Origin of the sequence: Rhizobium sp. NPDC092011 (genome assembly GCF_044756305.1) — a bacterium.
GTDB lineage: Bacteria > Pseudomonadota > Alphaproteobacteria > Rhizobiales > Rhizobiaceae > Rhizobium.
This window is the reverse complement of record NZ_JBIVSO010000009.1, coordinates 236,969-256,738: the sequence shown is the minus strand read 5'-3', so window position 1 is coordinate 256,738 and position 19,770 is coordinate 236,969. Positions and strand designations below refer to the sequence as shown.

The 19,770-nt window shown below is 62.1% G+C and carries 23 protein-coding genes; 6 read left to right on the top strand and 17 right to left on the bottom strand.

The annotated features are described in order from the left end of the window. The first annotated feature begins 232 nt into the window (after positions 1-232). Positions 233-1,843 carry a hypothetical protein gene (locus tag ACIQJ2_RS28335; RefSeq protein ID WP_400676466.1) on the top strand — a complete coding sequence of 537 codons (1,611 nt, stop codon included), beginning with the start codon at positions 233-235 and terminating at the stop codon, positions 1,841-1,843. Between the two features lie 95 nt (positions 1,844-1,938). Here ACIQJ2_RS28335 and ACIQJ2_RS28330 read toward each other — a convergent pair whose 3' ends face one another. The 13 genes from ACIQJ2_RS28330 to ACIQJ2_RS28270 form a co-directional block, all read right to left on the bottom strand. Next, a complete protein-coding gene (locus ACIQJ2_RS28330) occupies positions 1,939-2,385 on the bottom strand; it encodes a ribbon-helix-helix protein, CopG family (RefSeq protein ID WP_400676464.1) in 447 nt (148 codons plus the stop codon). A 10-nt stretch (positions 2,386-2,395) separates the two neighbouring features. After that, positions 2,396-4,381, bottom strand: coding sequence for a conjugal transfer protein TraG (locus ACIQJ2_RS28325; RefSeq protein WP_400676462.1), 1,986 nt, complete (start codon positions 4,379-4,381; stop codon positions 2,396-2,398). Between the two features lie 128 nt (positions 4,382-4,509). Continuing rightward, positions 4,510-5,505, bottom strand: coding sequence for a LysR family transcriptional regulator (locus tag ACIQJ2_RS28320; protein WP_083220383.1), 996 nt, complete (start codon positions 5,503-5,505; stop codon positions 4,510-4,512). Between the two features lie 98 nt (positions 5,506-5,603). Further along, the gene (locus tag ACIQJ2_RS28315) at positions 5,604-6,338 is read right to left on the bottom strand and encodes an autoinducer binding domain-containing protein (protein WP_400676460.1); all 735 of its coding nucleotides are present in this window, start codon (positions 6,336-6,338) and stop codon (positions 5,604-5,606) included. 68 nt (positions 6,339-6,406) lie between these two features. Beyond that, positions 6,407-8,470 (bottom strand): relaxase/mobilization nuclease domain-containing protein, encoded by a 2,064-nt coding sequence (locus ACIQJ2_RS28310; protein ID WP_400676458.1) that lies wholly within the window; start codon positions 8,468-8,470, stop codon positions 6,407-6,409. Next, a complete protein-coding gene (locus tag ACIQJ2_RS28305; RefSeq protein WP_400746653.1) occupies positions 8,467-8,796 on the bottom strand; it encodes a hypothetical protein in 330 nt (109 codons plus the stop codon). Before ACIQJ2_RS28305 ends, ACIQJ2_RS28310 begins: the two co-directional genes overlap by 4 nt. Then, positions 8,793-9,713 (bottom strand): lytic transglycosylase domain-containing protein, encoded by a 921-nt coding sequence (locus tag ACIQJ2_RS28300; RefSeq protein ID WP_400676456.1) that lies wholly within the window; start codon positions 9,711-9,713, stop codon positions 8,793-8,795. The genes ACIQJ2_RS28305 and ACIQJ2_RS28300 overlap by 4 nt, the downstream gene beginning before the upstream one ends. A 4-nt stretch (positions 9,714-9,717) precedes the next feature. Continuing rightward, positions 9,718-10,053 (bottom strand): DUF736 domain-containing protein, encoded by a 336-nt coding sequence (locus ACIQJ2_RS28295; protein ID WP_400676455.1) that lies wholly within the window; start codon positions 10,051-10,053, stop codon positions 9,718-9,720. 67 nt (positions 10,054-10,120) lie between these two features. Then, the gene (locus tag ACIQJ2_RS28290; RefSeq protein ID WP_400676453.1) at positions 10,121-10,666 is read right to left on the bottom strand and encodes a S26 family signal peptidase; all 546 of its coding nucleotides are present in this window, start codon (positions 10,664-10,666) and stop codon (positions 10,121-10,123) included. Next, positions 10,663-11,181 carry a DUF2840 domain-containing protein gene (locus tag ACIQJ2_RS28285; RefSeq protein WP_400676451.1) on the bottom strand — a complete coding sequence of 173 codons (519 nt, stop codon included), beginning with the start codon at positions 11,179-11,181 and terminating at the stop codon, positions 10,663-10,665. Before ACIQJ2_RS28285 ends, ACIQJ2_RS28290 begins: the two co-directional genes overlap by 4 nt. Then, positions 11,181-12,302, bottom strand: coding sequence for a replication initiator protein A (locus ACIQJ2_RS28280; protein ID WP_400676449.1), 1,122 nt, complete (start codon positions 12,300-12,302; stop codon positions 11,181-11,183). The genes ACIQJ2_RS28285 and ACIQJ2_RS28280 overlap by 1 nt, the downstream gene beginning before the upstream one ends. Next, a complete protein-coding gene (locus ACIQJ2_RS28275) occupies positions 12,303-12,572 on the bottom strand; it encodes a helix-turn-helix transcriptional regulator (protein ID WP_400676447.1) in 270 nt (89 codons plus the stop codon). Between the two features lie 194 nt (positions 12,573-12,766). After that, complete coding sequence (locus ACIQJ2_RS28270; RefSeq protein ID WP_400676445.1) at positions 12,767-12,988, bottom strand: helix-turn-helix domain-containing protein; 222 nt, start codon at positions 12,986-12,988, stop codon at positions 12,767-12,769. Between the two features lie 134 nt (positions 12,989-13,122). On the opposite strand from ACIQJ2_RS28270, the gene ACIQJ2_RS28265 reads away from it, so the two are divergent. From ACIQJ2_RS28265 to ACIQJ2_RS28245, 5 genes are all read left to right on the top strand, one after another. Next, on the top strand, positions 13,123-13,413 hold the full coding sequence (locus ACIQJ2_RS28265) for a DNA -binding domain-containing protein (protein WP_400676443.1): 291 nt from the start codon (positions 13,123-13,125) through the stop codon (positions 13,411-13,413). A gap of 76 nt (positions 13,414-13,489) precedes the next feature. Then, the gene (locus ACIQJ2_RS28260; protein WP_400676441.1) at positions 13,490-14,398 is read left to right on the top strand and encodes an ABC transporter ATP-binding protein; all 909 of its coding nucleotides are present in this window, start codon (positions 13,490-13,492) and stop codon (positions 14,396-14,398) included. Positions 14,399-14,445: 47 nt separating this feature from the next. After that, a complete protein-coding gene (locus ACIQJ2_RS28255) occupies positions 14,446-15,189 on the top strand; it encodes a hypothetical protein (RefSeq protein ID WP_400676439.1) in 744 nt (247 codons plus the stop codon). Positions 15,190-15,269: 80 nt separating this feature from the next. Continuing rightward, positions 15,270-15,926, top strand: a complete 657-nt coding sequence (locus ACIQJ2_RS28250) for a transglycosylase domain-containing protein (RefSeq protein WP_400676437.1) — start codon at positions 15,270-15,272, stop codon at positions 15,924-15,926. A gap of 76 nt (positions 15,927-16,002) precedes the next feature. Beyond that, positions 16,003-17,007 (top strand): S41 family peptidase, encoded by a 1,005-nt coding sequence (locus ACIQJ2_RS28245; protein WP_400676435.1) that lies wholly within the window; start codon positions 16,003-16,005, stop codon positions 17,005-17,007. A 64-nt stretch (positions 17,008-17,071) separates the two neighbouring features. On the opposite strand, the gene ACIQJ2_RS28240 is transcribed toward ACIQJ2_RS28245, so the two are convergent. The 4 genes from ACIQJ2_RS28240 to ACIQJ2_RS28225 form a co-directional block, all read right to left on the bottom strand. Continuing rightward, positions 17,072-17,596, bottom strand: coding sequence for a DUF2285 domain-containing protein (locus ACIQJ2_RS28240; RefSeq protein WP_174064964.1), 525 nt, complete (start codon positions 17,594-17,596; stop codon positions 17,072-17,074). A 64-nt stretch (positions 17,597-17,660) separates the two neighbouring features. After that, positions 17,661-17,864: a transcriptional regulator domain-containing protein gene (locus ACIQJ2_RS28235; RefSeq protein ID WP_400676432.1), complete on the bottom strand. Its 204-nt coding sequence runs from the start codon at positions 17,862-17,864 to the stop codon at positions 17,661-17,663. Positions 17,865-18,170: 306 nt separating this feature from the next. Beyond that, the gene (locus tag ACIQJ2_RS28230; RefSeq protein ID WP_400676430.1) at positions 18,171-19,013 is read right to left on the bottom strand and encodes a DUF932 domain-containing protein; all 843 of its coding nucleotides are present in this window, start codon (positions 19,011-19,013) and stop codon (positions 18,171-18,173) included. Between the two features lie 347 nt (positions 19,014-19,360). Beyond that, positions 19,361-19,678: a DUF736 domain-containing protein gene (locus ACIQJ2_RS28225; protein WP_400676428.1), complete on the bottom strand. Its 318-nt coding sequence runs from the start codon at positions 19,676-19,678 to the stop codon at positions 19,361-19,363. Positions 19,679-19,770: the final 92 nt, after the last annotated feature.

The following is a 19,770-nucleotide window of genomic DNA, read 5'->3' as shown; positions in this document are numbered from 1 at the left end:
AGTTCCCCGATCGGGGTCGATTAAAAGAGCCCGAAATCGGGCCTGTTCAACAAATATCGAAGCCCGTGCGGCGGCCGGCGGCTATCGGCGGCGAATAGGATGGACAACGTCTGTGGTGACTTCCAGACTGTCCGCTAGCGCCTTCGCGATTTCGAGAAGCGAACAGAAAACCAAGAATATGGGTAGCGTGACGAGAGATTGGAAAGCGCGCGTCTGATCTACTTGTTAGATCTTGACCGCTAAGCCCGAATGGCGATTTTCACGCAAGCCATCTATATCTATCAGTAATATCAACTCTCTCAAAAACTGCTGCGAGGCAATCACCATTCCGCCGATAATGAAAGCTCTAGGCCTCACGCCAACCGAGAAGCATCTTGCCAAGCTGGCGGATGATACGTTCCTGGACCTCTGGTCCTGGCCCAACGTGTTCAAGAAGGCAGGTAAGGAACTATGTGACCTTCTGGTTGTCTGTGGTGACGATGTGCTGATGTTTAGCGACAAGCATATCGCGTGGCCGGATGCCCCTTTCGAACTCGCATGGACACGCTGGTACAGCCGTGCGATCGGTGAATCCGCCGAGCAGATCCGCAAGGCGGATCTCTGGCTGAAAAAGAATCCCCAAGCCGTATTCGCGGATGGCAAATGCCAACAGCCCATCCCGCTGAAATTGCCGCCGATCGGGCAAAGGCGCGTCCACGGCATCTGCGTCGCTTCCGGCGGAGAGGAGGCCGCTTCATCCTATTTCGATGACCCGGACGGAACATTCATGATCCTGCCGCACCTCCGCGGAAAAGACCATGTTGACTTCACCCTTCCGGGTCATCAGCCTTTCTGCATTGGGGATGTCGATCCCGATGGTCCATTTGTCCATGTGTTCAACATGGCAACGCTTGATGTCGTCATGTCGGAATTCGACACGATCACCGACTTCACAAAATACCTCAACGCGCGTGCAGATCTCATTCGATCGGGAAGGTTGTCGCTTTCACCGAGTGAAGCAGAGCTGGTGGCCAACTATCTGTTGATGATGGAGCCGAACGGGGAGCATCGATTCCCTACAATCTCGGATGTGAAGGATGCCCATGCGGATGCAGATACGGCGATAGCATTTGTGCAGGGTGAATACGCCTATCTTGTCCGCTCCCCGGAATATCAACGGCGACGGACGGCCAACCGCATCTCGTATGAATGGGACCGGCTGATAGGACTTTTCACCCACGGAGTCCTGAACGACACCCAATTCCGAATCTTGGATACCGATCCCACGGTCGAGCTAGCGGAACGAGCGCTGCGGATTATGGCGAGAGAAGATCGGGTGCAGCGGCGAGTGCTAGCCGAGGCGATCATCGGTGCGCGGGAAGCCCTTGAAGCGCAGAAGATGGGGCGGCTTGCCCGCGTCGCGGTGACGCGGGATCGATCCACGGGTGAGAAGGTCGCATATGTTTTTCTTGTTCTCGCCGGCGCCGACGCCATGGAACAGGCCGACTATCGCCGCGTCAGAGCAACTATGCTGCAGACATACTGCCTCGCAGTTTTGCAGGACGACCGCGATCTGAAACTTTGCGTTGGGATTGCTGTGATGGCGATCTCCGATACGGGCGATTCGGAGGATCTCGTAGCCTATCCTCAACAGGAGTGGACACCGGAGTTGATCGAAGATTTGCGCCTAGATCGCGAAAATTTCGAGGTCCTGCAAAAGCCCCTTGAATTGAAGACCACGACCGTTCGAGCTAGCAGCTTCCCTCCCGACCCCGCGTTTGAAGGCATGAGCCGGCAGCAGCGTCGCGCGCTGGAACGTCAACGAGCAAAGCAGCAACGATCGCGACGAGATGAGCGGCGATAGCTCGGCAGTTGAACGACAGTGTTCCGGACAATCTGTGGGCCGGAGAAACGGAAAGTTTCATGAGCTGGCCGCGGAGTCGAAATCCGACATTCTTCTCAGGGTCTATTGTCAGCCTCCGTCTTAGCGCGTTCAGAAGCGTCAATATCTCGCGACAGCTCTTTCAGGAACCTGTCGCCGGTCGCCAGGCGCTTGCCGAGGGTCTGCATGAAGCCGTCGAACCGCTCCGCGCCCTTGGCGCGCGCAGCGGCCTGTGCGGTGTCCGACATCGGCGGGGTGAAGGTCAGCCAGAAGCGGACGAACAGGGCCAGCGTCTCACCGAGCACAGCAAGATTCTCGTCGAGCGCCCCGACCTGACGGCCGAGCCGGTCGAGACGGCGGGACATGGCGGCTTCCAGCTTCTCGGTCGTGTCGCCTGACAGGAAGGATGCGACGGCCGCCTCCACGATCGCGGATTTGGAGATGTTCCGGCGCAGCGCCAGCGCCTCGACCTGTTTGAGCAGGGCCGGATCGAAATAGACGTTCATGCGGGTGCGCGAAGTCATGGGTGGCTCCTCAAAGCTCGATGCCGTCGCCGGGGTCGAGCGAGGCTTGCCGCGCCGTCATCCGCATCCGGGCGCGCATGGCGTTGGCCTTGGCGGCGTCGACGTCGGGTTCATCGTCCAGAAACTTGAATTCCTGTGCGGGCGACGGCGGCGGAGGCAGGATTTCTTCTTGCTCGGGCAGTTCGGGTTCGCGGCGGATGCCGGCATTGGCGGGATCGACGCCATCATCGCTGCCTCCGGCTGCGCCAGCCGGGCCAGCCGCCGCGACGACGCGGCAGGACCAGTCATCGGTTGCAAGGGCGTTCGCGGGTGTGGCCACCAGCTCGGGTGGCGCGACGATGCGCTCCTGCAAGCGCGCATCCTCGAAATACTTCGCCTTGATCGCGCGGATCGGCGGTGTGCCCGCCACCATGACGATTTCCTCATGGGGCGGGAGCTGCATGATCTCGCCGGGCGTCAGCAGCGGGCGGGCCGTCTCCTGCCGCGAGACCATCAGATGGCCAAGCCAGGGCGACAGCCGGTGGCCAGCATAGTTGGTAGAATCGCGCAGCTCGGTCGCGGTGCCGAGCGCATCGGACACGCGCTTGGCGGTGCGCTCGTCGTTCGTGGCGAAGCTGACGCGCACATGGCAATTGTCGAGGATGGCGTTGTTCGGCCCATACGCCCGCTCGATCTGGTTGAGACTCTGGGCGATCAGGAAGCCCTTGAGGCCGTAGCCCGCCATAAAGGCGAGCGCAGATTCAAAGAAGTCGAGCCGCCCCAGCGCCGGAAATTCATCCAGCATGAGCAGCAGCCGATGGCGTTCTCCGGAGGTGTTCAGCTCCTCGGTCAGCCGGCGGCCGATCTGGTTGAGGATCAGGCGAACGAGCGGCTTGGTGCGGTTGATGTCGGAGGGCGGCACGACAAGGTAGAGGCTGACGGCCTTCCTGCTGCCGACGAGATCGGCGATGCGCCAGTCGCAGCGTGCAGTCACACGCGCCACCACCGGATCACGGTAGAGGCCGAGGAACGACATGGCGGTCGACAGCACGCCCGACCGCTCGTTGTCGGACTTGTTCAGCAGCTCGCGGGCCGACGAGGCGATGACGGGATGAACTCCGGCTTCGCCGAGATGCGGCGTGTCCATCATCGCGCGCAAAGTGGCTTCGACCGGGCGGCGCGGATCGGAGAGGAAGTTGGCGACGCCTGCGAGCGTCTTGTCCTTCTCCGCATAGAGAACATGCAGGATCGCGCCGACCAGCAATGAATGGCTGGTTTTTTCCCAATGGTTGCGCTTGTCGAGCGAGCCTTCGGGATCGACCAGGATGTCGGCGATGTTCTGGACGTCGCGGACTTCCCATTCCCCTTGCCGGACCTCCAGCAGCGGATTGTAGGCGGACGATTTCGCATTGGTCGGATCGAACAACAGGACGCGGCCGTGCCTGGCGCGAAAGCCAGCGGTCAGTCCCCAATTCTCGCCCTTGATGTCGTGGACGATGCAGCTTCCCGGCCAGGTGAGCAGGGTCGGGACGACGAGGCCGACGCCCTTGCCCGATCGGGTCGGGGCGAAGCACAGCACGTGCTCGGGGCCATCATGGCGCAGGTAGTCGCAATCATAGCGGCCGAGCACGACGCCATCGGGACCGAGCAGGCCGGCGGCGCGGATTTCCTTGTCTTCGGCCCAGCGTGCCGATCCGTAGGTCGCGACATTGCGCGCCTCGCGCGACCGGATGATGGACATGGTGATCGCGGCAACGATGGCGAAAAGTCCGCCGGATACTGCGATGATGCCGCCCTCGGTGAAGATCGCGGGGGCATAGGCATCGAAAGAGAACCACCACCAGAAGAAGGCGGGTGGGTAATAGATCGGCCATCCCGCCAGCTCGAACCAGGGGCTTCCAAGCTGCGCCTGAAAGCCGAGCCGCCACGCGGTCCATTGCGTCGCCAACCACATCATCACGAACACGATCGTCAGGACGACGGCAATCTGGCCCCAGAGAATTCGGCCTCCACGCATACGAGCTCCAATCGGCAAAATTTTTGGAGCCGATCAAAGAATGCGGGATTTCGGAAGGAGCAACAGTTAAGACGATGCGGGAGGGCGGCCGGATACTGTCGACGGCGAATAGGATGGGCGCGTCAGATCTATTCTGCGCACGCCGTGGTTTCTGTTCGCCGCATCTTCGATGCCAGTGTGAGCAGATTTCGTAATGCGGCGCCGCGATTGTTCGGTGACCAGACCGCCGAGAAAACCACGGGATCAGGTTCATCAATGATCGGAACAAGCGCGACACCAAACGTAGGAGAAAGCTGGCTCGCAGCTCCTAACAGCGTGATTCCGAAGCCCTGCGCTACCATGGATAGAAGTGTGCCGCGCTCAACCGCGAATCGATGGATGGCAGGCGGCGGCCACCCTCGGGCAAGCCGCAAGATAATATGGTCGTGAACTTGTGGTCCGGTCCCACCATGGCGGACAAGAAAAGTCTCGGCAGCGAGATCAGTCCACTGGACACCTACCCGGCCGGCCAGTCTATGCTTTGACGGGAGCGCGACGACGAGCGGCTCAGTCCATATCGGTCGGGAATGGCAATCGGGCAGCTCAAAAGTGCCAACAAGGAACGCCACGTCGAGCTGACGGGCGCGTAGTTGCGTAATGGCGTCGCGTGCCGATCCTTCGGCCATATCAAGTGCTATGGCCGGATATTGCTCACGGTATCGCGTCAGCAGGCGATCGAGAAAGCTGCCTGCTATCAGGCCGTGAACACCGACGCGCAGGCGGCCGGATTCTCCCGATGCCGCCAAGCTTGCGGATTTCACAGCATTCTCAAGGTGGTCGACGCCGGCTGTCACGCGTTCGACAAAATAGCGTCCAGCTTCCGTCAGGCGAACGCCGCGGGTATTGCGCTCGAAGAGCGGAGTGCCAAGCTCATCTTCCAGCGCCTTTATGCGAGCGCTGACACTTGACTGGCTAGTGCCCAATGCTTTCGCCGCGTGGTGAAAGTTGAGATGCTCCGCAACGGCAATTGCTTGAATCAACGAGGCCATAGAGATGCGGTTGCGCAGGATCGCACAGCAGGTCAATGGTTTCGGTTCTGCTTCTGTTGACCTATTCGTTTGCCCGGCCTTGTTAGCGACGGCCATGGAATGCGCTCCTCCGTGCTCGCTTCACTCGTGGCCATCGCACTCGAAAATGAGGAATCCATCTAGGTTGCGTTTTGCAATGTTGAAAACGCGGGCAATTAATTCTCCCGTACTTGGAAGGAAGGCGAGACGTTCAGGAGGTCAAGCTTGGACGCTTTAAAAACGGCCGATGATAACGTCAGTGAACCGAGCTTCCGGCGCGCGCAATGCAAGTGCTCTCTGGCCATCGAACTACTAATTTTCAGCTGGGCCGCGATCTGCTTGGGCGCATAGCCGCGCGCGTAAAGCTCAAGGCATTGTTGCTGTCGATGGCTCAGGCGGACTTGCCTCGGCTCCCGTGCATGAAGCAGGAATGCGACTTCATGGAGGTAAGGAGCAAGCGCGGAAACAAACGCCTGGTAGCGCCATCTTTTTTGTTCCCACTCCCGGCAGGAATGAAATGATGTCAGCGTTATAAGCGCTCGCTCCCCGGAGGCTCCCCGCATCGGTACAGACACTCCTTGCCGCCCAACGCCGAAGCTTTCTGCCTCCGCAAATAGCCAGCGCAGCGAGGCCGTGCTGGCAACTGCCTGCCAATCAAACGGCAGCTTCCTGGTGATGCCGTCGGCAATCGGGTCGATTCCCAGATAACCACGATCAAAGTAACGGCCTTCCCATTCCCTTGAATATGTAACGTATCGAATCGGATCGTCAGCAGGCGCCAATGCGCCATCAGCCATATAAGCAATATTCGCGGCATCGATCTCTGTAGATATTTCCATCAGAACAGATTGTATCTGGTTCTCAAACTTGACGTTCTCTAGCCTCCGTACAGCGTCTTGCAGCACAATCATCGCACATCTCCTCCCGGCCTGCTCGTCGGGAGATGCTGCATGTATTGCCCGGCTACAGCAACCGTGCCTTATAGTCCCAAGCCGCGTTGCCGCCCCAACTGCCACGACACCGATCCGCCTTGAACGACGCCACTGACCTCGCGCCCGAGTTGGCGGTCGATGACCGGCCGCCATGGGACCATCGTGAACTCGTGGCTCTGCTCGACTAGGGCGAATTTGCCGCTCAATAGCTGGACGGTGCCGGTGAACTTGCCCGCGATGGTCTCGCCGTCAGCGGCGGGGCGAAAGGGCAGGTTCTTGCTTGCAGCCAGCTCGCCGCCGATGCGTTCGATCTCCCGTGCGCGCAACGTGGCGAGAAGGTTGCGCCGGTAGAGCGTGCCGCCGTTCGGGCCGGGCGAAGCATCGCCATGGTCGATATGATGCTGGCGGCGTCGGTCGATCGCGTCGCGAACCTGCTGGCCGAAGCCGGCCGGCGCAAGGTCGGAAGCGTCGGGCGTCACCAGCCGGCGGTCGAGCCAGGTCGCGCCGTCCGCGCCGATCTGCTGTTCGAGTCGGGCGGCCGAGAGGATGCGAATATTGGCCTGCCGGTTGCGGCCGGCGTCATAGGCGGCGGCGCGGCTCTCGAAGTCCTCGGGGATGCGCCACTGGTCGGCGTCGATCCGCTCGGCGATTCCGGCGCGGCGCAGCGCCTCCAATCGGCGCACATGGGCATCGACGTAGCCCTCATAGTCGCCGCCCGGAACACGGCCTTCGAACCTCGCCTGTTCGAGATGGCGGCTCGGCCGATAGACGCCGCCCTCGGCGATGCCTGCGATGGTCCGATCGGATGGCCGTCTCGCCGTCTCGGCCGGGCCGATCTCGATGACGCTGCCGATCCGCGTATCCTCGACGCGGGCTGGATCGATGCCGGCGATATGGTGGGTGCGCCCGTCCACGCCGTCGACCACGACGGTCAGGTTCTCGCCCAGCTCGTCGGTGAGATATTTATCGACGACGCGGCCGGTGATCGCGACTTCGAGCGCAGCGTCGTGAATCTGGAACGTCATCGGATCTCGCTCCAATCCGTCGGCCTTCAGCGCCTTGTGCATATTACGGATGATGTCGCCGCGCTCGCGCAGCTCGCGCAGCGCCGGTTCCATCCGCTCGCTCAATTCCCAGACGCCGGGCGCGTGCTCGGTGGCGAGGCCCATCTTCTCCAGCTTGCCGAGACGGCGCAGGCGCAGCGTGCGGTCGAACTGGCGGCGATGATCGGCCGCCTCATGGCGCAAGTCGAGGAAGCGGTCTTCGGCTACCTCGGACATGGCGCGGTCGATACGGGTGAAGCGGTCCTGATCGATCTCGGCCGAGAGCTTGCGGCTCTGCTCGATCTCGGTGACGGGACCGAGTTCGAGCGTCGCCAGATCGCTCGCCCGCTCGCGGATGCCGTTGGCGAGATAGTCGCCGTTGATAACGAGGTTCTCGCCCAACTCGTCCTTGCCGCGCACGATGACATGGACGTGGGGATGGCCGGTGTTGTGGTGATTGACCGCGACCCAATCGAGCCGGGTGCCGAGATCGGTTTCCACCTGAGCCATGAGGTCGCGCGTATAGGCGGTGAGATCGGAAAGGTCTGCGCCATCCTCGGGCGAAACGATGAACCGAAACTGGTGGCGATCGTCCGCACCGCGCTCGACGAAGGCAGCGCCGTCGGCGCGGTCGTCGGTCGCCGAATAGAGCTGGCCTTGCTCGCCATCGCGGGAAGTGCCGTCACGCTGGATGTAGCGAAGATGGGCGGCGGATTTGCCATTCTTTCCCGCGCCCTGGACGTAGCGGGTTTTGACGACGACGCGTCGCTGTCCGGGGCTGCTGTGCTTCCATCCGCCCGACAAGGTTCGGGCGCGCACGAAGGCCGCGCCACGTCCCCGTTTCAGGCCCGGTGCGCCGCTCGCCCGCGAAGCCTTGCCGCCCTTGGCCGACGCCTGCGTGCGGGCGCGCTGCGATGATGATCCCGACGAACGCGACGGGCTGTTGCTCTGCTGGCGGGCGATCTTCTTCGCCTGCGTGAGAAAGCTCTTGGCCTTGCTCATCTTGGGGGCATCGCTGCGGACGCGCCCGGGCCTCGGGCGGAAGCGAAACTCCTCGTCGTCGCTCAAACCCGCGCCTCCGGCCCGAAGGCGTCCAGAGCGGGGAAACGGCCCGATTTCGGGCTATGGTGCCGCTCGAAACCCAGCAAAGGCAAGGCTTTGCGCGACATCGCGGCACGCCGGCTCCAAAATGAAGGTGCCGCAACCGCCGCGCCAAAACAGTGTGCAGACAAGGGCTTGCCCTGAAACCGGCCCGACGTGGTGCCGGTTTCCTTTATCTTGCCCTCCGCCTTTTCTGACCTTTCCGCCCTTCCGACCGGGAATGCAGCTAGGCGCGACCTTGCCTGACTGCGCACCGGGCCAAGCGCAAGCGGACGCGGGAACGCTATCCTCATGGCGCCCTCCCGTCGTCGGCCTGCGCGACGAACATGCTGCCGTCACGCGGCTCCGCATCGCGATGCTCGCGCACCGGAACGGTGGGGCGAGAGTCGCCTGATGTACCGATGGTCTGCACTGGATCGGCTGTTCGCGTGTCGGTCGGGCGCATGACGAAGAGCGGTGCGTCGCGCCAATCGGACGGCGGCTCCGCGCGTTTCGCCGGATCGCCGGACGGAGCCGCGCCGCCGAGCAACGGTACGAGCGCGGCGACATAGGCGCGGGTTTCTGCCGGCAGCGGCCGGCCCGTCGCCCTATGATCGTCATAGCGGCCGGGACCGGCATTGTAGGCGGCGAGCATCGCCGCGACAGTGCCGTAGCGATCCCACATCTCGCGCAGATAGGCGGTCCCGGCGATGATGTTGTCGCGGGGATCGTAAGGATCGCGGCCGAGGCGATAGCGCATGCGCAGGCCCGCCCAGGTGTCGGGCATGACCTGCATGAGCCCGATCGCGCCCGCCGTCGAGATCGCGCGCACATCGCCCGCGCTTTCGGCGCGCAGCACCGCACGAATCCAGTGCTCGGGAATGCCGAAGCGCTGCGACGCTTCGGCGATATGCGCGCCGTGCGGATCGCTGACGGGCCGCGCGACGACGGCAGATTGCGCGATCGTGACAGTCGGCCCGGACGAGAACGCCAGCACGGCCAGCGCGATCAGGAGGGCATAGCGCCGTGCCGACCTTTCTCCGCCGAACCGCCAGCCTGCCAGCGTGCTCGCTGCGGTCAAGGGTGGGCGCGATGCGCCGGCCGATGGCCGCCCTTGAACTTCCCTGCGCGCGCCGGCCGACTTGTGGTCGAGCGGGACGAAGGAATGAGACGGCTTTCCCGCGAACAAAGGAATAGGAGCTGCGCGCTCTGTGATGACGGGAAGACGCATGGCTTCAATCCCGCTCTTCGCGCGGTTTGAGGCGCGTCCAGTGCAGCGACCATGACGATCCCGCATCGTCGTCGCGGAACAGATTCGCGCGGATCGGCTGCGGCAAGGCGGGGTCGTCGAGAAGGACCGAGAGGTATTCGCCGGCCTTCTCGCCGGTGCGTTTCCACGCCGCGCCGATCTCCGGGCCGTCGTCGGCTCCGTGATGGACGCGGTAATCCGGCCCGTTCTCCGCATCCGAAGGATCGGCGGGAACGATCGTGAGTTCGTGGTAGAGCGTAAGGGTGTGAACGCGCCCGGTGAAGCCGGACCCTTCGCGCGTGAACTGACCGATTTGCGGCATGACTGTCTCCATGCGGTGGCGTTGGGAAAGCCATCGGCGGGCACCGCTCCCGCCGATGGGGATGCGGTCAGCGCGTCGGTGCGCGCCAGACGAAGCGGCCGTCGCCGTCCTCGTCGGTCCAAAGCGGCAGCGCGCGACCGATGACGGCGCTGGCCGGAAGGGGGCCGAAGTAGCGCCCGTCCAGGCTGTCGCGGACGTCGAAGTTCATGAGGAAGAGCTGACCGTCGGCGACGGCACGGCAACCCCGCCAGACAGGCAGAGCGCGGCCCATCCGGTCGTGGTCGAGCGCATCGCCCATCTCCACGCCGTCGACGGCGATGGCGCGGCCGGTGCGGCAAACGCGCTGGCCGGGAACGCCGACGATGCGTTTCAGGAGCGGCGCGCCGCGCCCGACATAGCCGCGTGCCACCATGAATCCGGCGAACGGTTCGGGCGGCATGACCGCGACCAGCTGGGGCACAATAAGCCGGCCAGTCGGTTCGATGATGTAGAAGCCGACCGGCGCGCTGGCGGTGACGTTCCATAGGAGTTTCGTCGGCATGTCGGCGACGCTGGTGGCGGCGATGCCGGTCACGGCGAGCAGCGTAACGCCAAGGATGCGGTGGCGGCTCATGGATCGATCCTCCGGCGGCCGATCCATGCGGCATGGCGCTCTGGCGTATAGGCGGCCGGCTCCAGCCCCGCGCTGAGCCGGTTATGGACGTGCCGCCAGTGATCGGGGGAAGCGTCGGCCGGATCGAGGCCGAGGGCTTCCACCGCGTCGATCGCGGCAAGCGCGCGCTCGACCTTCGGCCAGCCGTCGAGCCTGAGGAGAATCTCGCCACCGGGGCGAACGAAAGGCAGCGTCTGGAACGGCTCGCCACGGCCGATGGCGCGCACGATGTCGATGCGCGAGACGATCGTGCCATGCTCGCCCGCCGCCCAGCGGACGAAGGCGAAGATGCTCTCGGGAGCGAAGCCGACGATGCTGCGGCGACGGTCGAGGATTTGTTCATAGCTCTTTCGGCCGAACCTGATCCAATGCTCGGTGCGGCGTTTCTCGAAGGTCAGCTCGACCAGGGTGGTGAACGGCGCTGGCCCGTCCGGTCGCGGACGGCCATGCGCGCGGTGCAAAGGTTTGCCGCTCATCACGGGCCTCCATGGCGGTCGTCGTCTGCCAGTATGTCGCGCAGCACGTCGGCGATGGATTGAGCGGCATCGGCACCACGCCTCGCGCGTGGGTGCGTCAAAGAAGAAGAGTTAGATTCTCTGTTAGACTCTAAGTTAGCGCTCGGATTCCGCGTTTCAGGCCATAGGTTTAGCTGTGGCTCGTGCGCCTGATGTGCCGATAGGGCTGCGCCCGATGTGCCGATACCGCGTGCGCCTGATGTGCCGATGGTTTCCACAGGCGTATCCACAGGCACTGTGGACAAGGTTTCGGGGTGGATGCGCAGCAGCTCGCGGCCGTGCTCCCGCTCGATCTGAAGGCGATAGCCGGGGAGCGGCTGGCGGGCCGCGATCCGGCGCAGGTCGAGCGCGAAGTCGGAGACGCGGGCGAGACTGCCGGACTTCACATGGAGATGCGCGACCTCGAACAGCCAGCCGTTGCGCTGGTGGCCGCCGTGCTTGCGGGCGACACGATAGAGCCAGCGCTCAATACCGCCGGTCAGCCGGAAATAGGCCGGGTCGATGGTGAGGACGAGCGTGCGATCGACGACGCTGTTGTAGAACCATTCGGGCAGGACGAATTCCATGCCCTCGACGCGGCCCGTGCTCGTCGTCATCTCCTCCCATTCGTTGATCCACGAGAATTGCCGACGACGCCAATGCGGGCCGTTGCGGATCGTCGTCGCGACGACGGTGGATTGCAGGCGCGCGAGCGCGGCCTTCAGCAGCACATACTGGCGGTTGCCAGTCGGCCGCCCAATGGCGCGCAGCAGATGATAAGGCGTGAAGCGGAAGAAGCGCGAGGTGCGCAGGCCGTCATTTTCGGCTGCCACTATCTGCGAGGCCGCCCATATCAGCACGTCGGCGTCCCAAATGGTCGCCATGCCGTGTTCAGGCATGGCGAGGACCTGCACCTCGACATCGGCGACCTTGTAGAAAATAGGCTTCGTGCGCGGCGTCTTTGCCAGCGAGAAGAAAGGCCGCTCCATCAGATCGCGCTGATCGCGCGGGCTAGCGTCGCCCGTCGCGACCACGAAGGGGGCTAGGTGATTGCGCTCGCTCGTGTCGGCCGGCTGCGCGGGGCTGTGATCGTCGTGCAGCATTCAGCACTTGCCCCGCTCTTGGGGCGTCAGCGGGCGCGCGGGGAAGACCGTGCCGGCGGTGATGTCGCGGGTAGATTTGCGGGAGCCGATTTCGGTCCATGTTTCGAGATCGTGGACCGTGTAGAGGACGCGGCCGCCGATTTTTCGATAGGTCGGGCCGGTGCCGTAGGTCCGGTGCTTCTCAAGGGTACGGATAGAAATGCCGAGGAAGCGGGCAGCTTCCTGCGTGCGCAGGAGTCGTGGCGGCAGGCCCGCCAATGGATTGGCCATGGAGTCACCTCTGGTTCGTCGTGACGCGCGCTGCCTTCGTGGCGGCGGGCTACGGCGAACCATGGCGAGGGATCGGCGGCGGGTAGCGTGCCGCATTTGCGCTTATGCGCAGGCGGCACCCCGGGGCGTACAGGCTGGAATCCCTATTCGGAGACAGGAGCGGCGGGCTTCTGGCTACAGTTATGCCTAGATGACTACTTTGGCGCGCTGGTATTCTTCAGCAATTCGCCCGGCTCGATCCCAAGTGCCTCGGCGATCTGGCCAAGAACCGTGACACTGGCGGACACGTCGCCACGTTCGATGGCTCCGATGTAACGCATACTCAAGCCTGCCCGGTCGGCGAGTTCTTCCTGCGTCAAATTTTCATCATGGCGGATCCGACGCAAATTCCTCGCCATGACCTCCTTGAGATCCATGGCAAAAGAGGAACCAGCATAGGAACGATCATTCTAGGAACGATCGTTCCTATTCGTATCAGACCATGCTATTCATCGGGTTGTCCTGAAGTGCTTCATTATGTCCGCGTTCTCGATAAAAAAGGGCAGAATTCATGCGTGAACCTCCTCTGCTTGACCCAGATGTTGAAGATGAGGCCCCCAGGGGGGCTGATATCACGACCTATGACGAACAGCACTACGTCACCTATTTGCGGCTGTTAGATGCCTGCCGAGACGGCGCAGACTGGCAGGAAGTCGCCCGCATTGTTCTGCATCGCGATCCCGACCGTGACGAAGCAGGGACAAGGCGATGCTGGGAAAGCCATCTCGAACGTGCGCGATGGCTCTCAAATAAAGGCTATCGACGTATTCTCGAACAAGAGATTGCCAACAATCAATTATAGGCTAACCGGAAGATGACGTCGTGCCGAAACGCCATTGTCGGCACGAGGATTGAGATGCTTAAGGCGGGATCATCTATTGAGCAATAGAGATAAGGAAGACGCCATTACAGTCTCTGGCGTCGAGAAAAGATTCGGGTGGGGAGGCCGTGCTTTTAAGGCGCTCGATGGGCTTTCTCTTGGTGTTCCCCAAGGCTGCGTATACGGCCTCCTAGGCCCGAACGGTGCCGGCAAGAGCACGTTGCTACGGATCATAGCTGGTCTCGTGCGCCCTGATCGGGGCTCGGTTTCCATCTTCGGAGAGAATGCTGCCAGGGAATCGCGACGCCGGCTCGGCATGTTGATCGAAGCCCCGGCGTTCTATCCGTTCCTGACCGCACGCGAGCATTTGGAAATGTTCGCTCGGATGAGCGATACCGTCACGATGGTAGAGCCTATTCTGCGGCGCGTTGGCATCGGCTACGCCGCTGACAAAAAAGTAGCTGCATTCTCGTTGGGGATGAAACAACGCTTGGGGATCGGCTGCGCGCTCGTCGGCCGTCCAGATGCTATCGTTCTCGATGAGCCGACCAACGGTCTCGATCCGGATGGCATCCTCGAAATGCGTTCGCTGATCGTGGATTTAGCCCAGAGGGACGGTATCACCGTGCTGCTTTCGAGCCATCTCCTCGACGAGGTGGAGCGCGTTTGCGAACGCGTCGCGATCTTACGCAGCGGGAAAATGGCGGCGCATGGGAAAGTCACTGATCTGCTCGACAGCCAAGCTCGCTTTTGGCTCAACGTTGATTCACCGCAAGCCGTGTTGGAGCGTTTGGCATCGCGGGCCGATACTGGTGATGGTGGAGTTTATGTTCGAATTGAGCGCGACGATGCACCTGAACTCATACGCGCGCTTGTAAACGCGAACATCCGGATATTCGAAGCAAAATGGATCACTCCCGATCTGGAGTCGGTCTTCCTGTCGGAGACGCGGAGAGAGCCACAATGAGCGCTCTACTCTCGGCAGAGCTTCTGAAGCTTCTACGACAGCCAGGAGTGCTGTTCTGGGGGTTTCTGTCGGTTCCCGCTGCCACACTCGGCCTTAAGATCGCGCTGGAGAGTTTTTTCGTCCTCCGATCAGGAAACCTCCCGCAAGCACAAGCCGATGCGCTTCTGTCAGCCGCGCAATCATTGGGCATCGCAGGCAATCCGATTGCACAGCTTCTCTATGCGATCGGTGTTTCCTCTGTCTTCTACGTCGAATACCGCTTCTCGGCTTGGCGTAACCTCGTGCCACGGACAGGGCGTATTCCTCTCCTCGCCGCAAAGTTCGCTGTTTGCCTCCTGTGCATGGTCGTCGGTCTTGTTTTGACAGTCGTCGGAGACATGATCCTCAACACTGCGCTTAGCTTTCTCGGCGGCGGCATCAGCAATAGAACACCAGTCCAAGCGGGCAGCATCCTCGTGCTCTGTGCGGCGTTTGTAATCGCCTTTCTCGAACTGGCGACCCTTGCTGCAGTTACCGCGACGCTCACGATCATATTCCGGAGCATGATCGCGGCAGTCGTTCCATTATTTCTGGTAGGGATAACATGCTCGATCCTGCAAGCTTATTTTGGCGCTGCCATAGCCAGCATTCCCATGCCGTCTTTTGCTGCCGATGCTGCGCGAGCATGGCTTTTTACAGGTGCCGAGGGGCCGTACGGCATCTCGGGTTTCGGCACACTATTGGCTTGGCTCTTGGCGGCGGTAGCAGCCGGGTCTTTCATATTTTGGCGTCAACCTCTGAATACCGAGTAGCAATGAAAACACTCATATAACTCGCTGAAGCCTTGATGAGTGAATCGACGAAACACCAATCTGAGGGATATGCAGATCGAATGATGCGGATACTTAAATATGCGGGCGTTGCATTTGCTCTCTTGCTGGTCGGCCTCGTCGGTTATGGCGCTAAGGGATACTGGGATGCGCTATCGGATGCAGAAAGCTTGCGCACTCGTGCCGACGCGGTGATTGCTCAAGGCCGCGGCGGCGACTCTCTGGGGGCAGCCCATAGGGCTATTCTGCTCGCGGTCGAAGACCCGAATTTCTCAACGCATTCCGGTGTTGATTTCTCGACCCCGGGCGCTGGGTTGACCACCATCACTCAATCGGCCGCCAAGCGGCTTGCCTTTGAGGAATTTCATCCCGGCATCGGCAAGATCCGCCAGACCGGTTATGCGCTAGGGCTGGAGAGGCGTCTTTCCAAGGAGCAGATCCTTGCCCTGTGGCTGGAGACGCTGGAAATGGGCAAGGGGCCAAATGGCTGGATAATCGGCTTCCATTCGGCAAGCTCAGCGATCTATGGGCGGCCTCCAGCCGAATTGACCGAGGCCGAGTTTATCCGACTTGCGGCGGTGCTGATAGCGCCGGCCTCCTATGATCTCGTTCGAAGCGACGCCAAGCTCGACGAACGCGCCGCCCGTATCCAGCGTCTGGCAGCCGGGGCGTGTGCGCCTGCGGGCTTTTCGGATGTTTGGCTTGAGGGTTGCCAGTAGCGCTACACGAATCGTATTCGTGGTCTTATTTTGATCTAATCAGCGTCATGCGCTCTTTTCGTGAGGTAGAGATTGAATGTCCCATAACTACTCATCGTTCCTTACTGTCTCCCTCTTGGCGATTTCACTGTTGGCAAGCACTCTTGCGGCGCGAGCCGATGTGCCTCCCGCCTCCGCGCAAAGCGTAACCTTGGATCGGGCAACGGTCGCCAAAACGATCGGTGGTATCGCCACCGAGTTGCGGGAGGGCTACGTGTTCCCGGAAATGGGCGCGCAGGCGGCGGAGGCGCTGGAGAAGGCACTGGCGGAAAACACCTATGGCGGCGTCACCGATCCAGCGCAGTTTGCGATGCGGCTAACGGAGCAACTCCGGGCGATCACGAAGGACGGTCATGTGCGGGTGATATTCGGTTCGCCCTTCGGCAATCAGCCTACGCCAGCGAGCCCGCAGGATGCCGGTTTCGAGGTGAAGCGGCTAGACGGCAATATCGGCTATATTCATTTGGCGCGGTTCGTTCCGCCTGATGTTTTCAATCCGGCCGCCGATCAGGCCATGCGCAGCTTGTCAGACACCGCCGCGCTGATCATTGACATGCGGGAGAACGGCGGCGGGCATCCGGCATCCGTTGCCTACCTCGTGAGCTTCTTCCTCGACCAGGGTGCGCGCGTCCATATCAACGACCTCATCTGGCGCAATCGCGGGACGTTGACGTTCAGAACGGAACCGTTCTGGAGTTCGCCGACGCCAGTGCGCTACGTCGGCAAGCCGGTCTACGTTCTGGTCGGTCCGAAGACCTATTCGGCTGGCGAGGAATTCGCATATGACTTGCAAGCCCTTCGGCGGGCGATCGTAGTCGGCACGGCCACCCGCGGAGGTGCGAATCCGGGCGGGCTTAATGAACTGGGATCGGACCTCTTCGTCGTTGTGCCGACTGGCAGGGCTGAAAATCCAGTCACGCGAAGCAACTGGGAGGGTGTCGGCGTACGCCCTGACGTTCAATCAACACTTGAGGACACGCAGGACACTGCAGTGGCGCTGGCGAAGTCCGAGGCTGGCGCACCACAAACGAGTCAACAATAACCGGCGGGCGTTGCCTGCGGCAGAGAGTGCAAACGTTGCGGCAAAGACGTGGAGAGGTGATGTTCTATCGCCATCTGCGACTGGGGAGCTTGATGGGATAGTGCAGTAGCAGTCGATAGCCGCCGCGCATCATTTTGATGCCGTGCGCGATCAGACGGCGGGCCTTGTTCTTGCGCGGATCGAGCTCAAAATCCTCCTTATTGCCGCGAAAGCCTAGCAGGACTTCGGCGACAGTACGATAGCTTTCGCCGCGAAGCCGAGCGTCGAGGGCCCGCAGAGATAGGATGTGCCATTGCCTGAGTTGCGCGGGCAATGCGCGGAAATCGCGCCCCGGCCCGTGGCCCTGAACTGCTTTAACCAATCGACGCGCCGCATGAGAGCGGAGATCGTAGAAGGCGTCCGCCGGCAAGACCGTGCCATAGAAGGCCGCCGCATCGGGAGCGGCCTGGGGCAGCCAGAATTGATGCGCGACGCCGTCAGCCTGCCAGATGCCGTGCCAGCCATCCTCAGCCTGGCGGAGGTCGAGACCGTCGAGATGCGCAAGCGTGACGATGGGTTCGGTTTCGCCATCATGGTGCTCCAGCGGCATGAGCCGTATGGCCTGCGGCTGGAGGTGTGGACTCCAGAATAGAGTCTGCCGATCCGATGGGGTTTCAGGATCGGTCGGAAAATCGCAGCCCCCACCGCAGCGCAAAAGCTTCCAGCCGCTCCGGGTCCGGCTCCCGCGACGCGATGATGGCCTGAAACTCGCTACGATACTCGTCGTCTCGGCGAAGATACTCCCAAGCGAAACCGGCGGCGGGAATGCTCTTGGCAAATTTATATGCCGCCGGAGAACGCCAGTCGATACTCAGCATTGGCGTTGCCTCTCTATTCGGGCGCACACAAAGCAGTGCCCGGATAGAGATCTTCAAGCATCGATTAAAACAACTGTAGCTGCGCTATCGAGATAACTAGATCGGCTAACGCGATCAATCTATTGGTTTTTCTTCTTAACAGTGCTTACGTGTTTCTGCGAGCCGGGCGTAGTCCGGCGAGCGCGGCCATGATCTCGGGCATGGCCGCACCGCCGATCCGCAAAGTCGGATCGGCGCGATTTTTCAGCTCCTGTGATCGCGGGAAGAGGCAGGGCCGCCGGGACCGCGGCCCTGTCGCGTTCGCGGTCAAAGCCCCTTCAATTTCTGCATCCCTTCCGCCAGCGTCCAGAGCGCACGATTGAGCGTCACATTCTGGTCGATGCCGTTGATGGCGCGGGTCTGGGCACGGCGGATGCGGCCTTCGGCATTCTGCTTGCGGCCTTGCAGCCCGCCCTTGGTCAAATGCTCCTGAATGACGTTGAACGTGCTCCAAAGGCTCCCGCCCATATCCTCGCGGCGGCGCGGTTCGATGATCTGTTCCGGGCGCAACGGGCTTTCCTCCTCGCCATAGCGGGCGACAAGGCTCGCCTCGGCCAACACGCGGCACTCTTCTGCGGAAACGCGGATTTCCTTCATGGTCTCGCTGGCGTCGATGAGACGCGGAAAGTCTTCCGCGACGGTGAAGACGCCTTCAATAATCTGATCCTGAATGCCGCCTTTGTGGGGCACGCGGATTTCCTCGAAGCGCTCGCCCGCAATCATGCTGTTGGTGCAGACGAAACGGAGCATCCCGGCGAACATTTGATAGGCGCTGGTCCCGTCATGGCTGTTGACGATGATGACTTCTGCGGCCTCCGGCTTGCCGATCCCGCCATCCCGACGCAGGCGCAGCATGTGCTTGGCGTGGCCGTGGCGGCTCCCGTCACGCGGAACCGACTGCACGGCGAAGAACGGAAACCACCCCTCCCGGCGCAGCCCCTCCACGATGTCGATGGTGGGAACGTAGATGTAACGCTCCGAACGGCTGTCATGGGCCTCGCGGGCGAAGATGGACGGGACGTGCCGAAACAGGGCCTCATTGTCGAGCGGTTCGCGTCCGCTGATCTGGTGAGCATTGCGGCCGAACCGGGTGGCGAGCTGGTGATACATGTTCTTTCCTTCCGTGGGCTTGGGTTGAAGCGCAGCGCTGCGCTGCAACCCTGGCCGTCGCCGAGACCGGGGTAGAAGGTGCAAGGGCGGCCGGGGCGGAGGGGGATCACCCGGCCTGCACGGAACGAAGGAACGACGTGGAGGAAGGCCGGGGAGACCGGCCCGGCCGAGCGTCAGCGATCCCTTGCGCCGCGCGGGGGCAGCGCCCCTAGCCAGTCTGCCGGCTAAAGCGGAGGCGGAAGCCGGAACAACGATCCGATCGGGATACCGATCTCCCTGTTCCTTGAAGGCGGCGGCCATGAGCATAGAGAAGCCCCGCTCTTTGCGGGGCTCCTGAAGGGCTGGCCTCAGTCGCCGTTGCGGCGGGACCAAATGAGGTTGTGACCGCTGCCATCCTCGGCTTCGACCAGGCTGGCGTAGATCGGGGCCGGGAAGCTCGGATCGTCCAACTTGACGGAGAGGTATTCGCGTTGCGTCTCGCGGGCGACCTTCTTCCAGGCCGCGCCGAACTCGGTCGCACCGGCGAAGATGCGGAAGTCCGGGCCGCGCTCGCTTTCGCCTTCGGCGGGAACGAACTTGGCCTTGACGTTAAGGGTCAGGGTCTTGACCGCGCCGGTGAAGCCCGCGCCGTTTTCGTTCTTTGTGAAGGTGCCGATGGTCGCCATTGTCGTGTTCCTTTTCCTGTCGGGCCGCTCCATTGCGACCTCGATGGGGGTCGAGAGACCGGGGACGATTGGCCCTGCACCCGAAGGGCTGG

What these genes read in the sequence shown, in the direction of transcription:
- ACIQJ2_RS28265 (WP_400676443.1), top strand. Translation starts at nt 13,123, where the DNA reads ATGCGTGAACCTCCTCTGCTTGACCCAGATGTTGAAGATGAGGCCCCC.
- ACIQJ2_RS28295 (WP_400676455.1), bottom strand. Translation starts at nt 10,053, where the DNA reads ATGCCGCAAATCGGTCAGTTCACGCGCGAAGGGTCCGGCTTCACCGGG.
- ACIQJ2_RS28285 (WP_400676451.1), bottom strand. Translation starts at nt 11,181, where the DNA reads ATGAGCGGCAAACCTTTGCACCGCGCGCATGGCCGTCCGCGACCGGAC.
- ACIQJ2_RS28330 (WP_400676464.1), bottom strand. Translation starts at nt 2,385, where the DNA reads ATGACTTCGCGCACCCGCATGAACGTCTATTTCGATCCGGCCCTGCTC.
- ACIQJ2_RS28235 (WP_400676432.1), bottom strand. Translation starts at nt 17,864, where the DNA reads ATGCTGAGTATCGACTGGCGTTCTCCGGCGGCATATAAATTTGCCAAG.
- ACIQJ2_RS28250 (WP_400676437.1), top strand. Translation starts at nt 15,270, where the DNA reads ATGATGCGGATACTTAAATATGCGGGCGTTGCATTTGCTCTCTTGCTG.
- ACIQJ2_RS28225 (WP_400676428.1), bottom strand. Translation starts at nt 19,678, where the DNA reads ATGGCGACCATCGGCACCTTCACAAAGAACGAAAACGGCGCGGGCTTC.
- ACIQJ2_RS28270 (WP_400676445.1), bottom strand. Translation starts at nt 12,988, where the DNA reads ATGGATCTCAAGGAGGTCATGGCGAGGAATTTGCGTCGGATCCGCCAT.
- ACIQJ2_RS28290 (WP_400676453.1), bottom strand. Translation starts at nt 10,666, where the DNA reads ATGAGCCGCCACCGCATCCTTGGCGTTACGCTGCTCGCCGTGACCGGC.
- ACIQJ2_RS28245 (WP_400676435.1), top strand. Translation starts at nt 16,003, where the DNA reads ATGTCCCATAACTACTCATCGTTCCTTACTGTCTCCCTCTTGGCGATT.
- ACIQJ2_RS28305 (WP_400746653.1), bottom strand. Translation starts at nt 8,796, where the DNA reads ATGAGGATAGCGTTCCCGCGTCCGCTTGCGCTTGGCCCGGTGCGCAGT.
- ACIQJ2_RS28320 (WP_083220383.1), bottom strand. Translation starts at nt 5,505, where the DNA reads ATGGCCGTCGCTAACAAGGCCGGGCAAACGAATAGGTCAACAGAAGCA.
- ACIQJ2_RS28240 (WP_174064964.1), bottom strand. Translation starts at nt 17,596, where the DNA reads ATGCCGCTGGAGCACCATGATGGCGAAACCGAACCCATCGTCACGCTT.
- ACIQJ2_RS28300 (WP_400676456.1), bottom strand. Translation starts at nt 9,713, where the DNA reads ATGCGTCTTCCCGTCATCACAGAGCGCGCAGCTCCTATTCCTTTGTTC.
- ACIQJ2_RS28325 (WP_400676462.1), bottom strand. Translation starts at nt 4,381, where the DNA reads ATGCGTGGAGGCCGAATTCTCTGGGGCCAGATTGCCGTCGTCCTGACG.
- ACIQJ2_RS28230 (WP_400676430.1), bottom strand. Translation starts at nt 19,013, where the DNA reads ATGTATCACCAGCTCGCCACCCGGTTCGGCCGCAATGCTCACCAGATC.
- ACIQJ2_RS28280 (WP_400676449.1), bottom strand. Translation starts at nt 12,302, where the DNA reads ATGCTGCACGACGATCACAGCCCCGCGCAGCCGGCCGACACGAGCGAG.
- ACIQJ2_RS28315 (WP_400676460.1), bottom strand. Translation starts at nt 6,338, where the DNA reads ATGATTGTGCTGCAAGACGCTGTACGGAGGCTAGAGAACGTCAAGTTT.
- ACIQJ2_RS28275 (WP_400676447.1), bottom strand. Translation starts at nt 12,572, where the DNA reads ATGGCCAATCCATTGGCGGGCCTGCCGCCACGACTCCTGCGCACGCAG.